This is a genomic window from Agarivorans sp. D1326 (genome assembly GCF_056958115.1).
Genome location: NZ_JBTWEN010000025.1, coordinates 1 through 586, shown reverse-complemented (window position 1 = coordinate 586; position 586 = coordinate 1). Strand labels below are relative to the sequence as shown.

1 protein-coding gene and 1 pseudogene are annotated in these 586 nt (G+C 47.6%); both read right to left on the bottom strand.

Going from position 1 to position 586, the window contains the following annotated elements; genetic code table 11:
- Positions 1-350, bottom strand: a 350-nt coding sequence (locus tag ACYFDN_RS21420; RefSeq protein WP_483512652.1) for an IS3 family transposase, incomplete at its 3' end; no start/stop codon positions are given.
- A gap of 50 nt (positions 351-400) precedes the next feature.
- A pseudogene (locus ACYFDN_RS21415) lies at positions 401-586 on the bottom strand (IS3 family transposase); the annotation flags it as partial.

The following is a 586-nucleotide window of genomic DNA, read 5'->3' as shown; positions in this document are numbered from 1 at the left end:
TGGGTGTGGATATAAGTAATGTCGCTGACCCACCATTGATTAGGCTCTTCTACAGAAAACTCACGATTAAGCGTATTCGCTGCAATAATGTCTGGTTTACCGCCATAACAGCCCTTTGGTGACTTATAGCCGCGCTGTGCTTTTAACCCTGCTTGACGCATTAATCGCAGCACTCGGTCTCTGCCACAGGTAATGCGTGCTTCAAGTAAATCCTTATGGATATTGCGATAGCCGTAATGCCCACCGCTCTCAATCCAGAACTGTTTTATCTGACCCAGCAGTTTTTTATCTGCACTTTCTCGTTGGCTTAATGACTGCTTAAACCAATCATAATAACCACTCGGGTGCACCTGCAAAGCCCGACACAGCAGCCGAACGGGGTAATGATTGCTACGAGATTTTATGAACGGGTAGCGTTCTTTGACTCGCTTGCAAAGAACACGGCGGCTTCCTTTAAAATGTCCCTCTCTTGCTGTGTACGTTTCAGCTCTCGCTTAAGCCTAGCGACTTCAGCCCGAAGGTCTTGCTCTTGAACGCGCTGTTTAGGCGGCTTTGCGTAGGTACGCATCCAGTTATACAAGGCTTT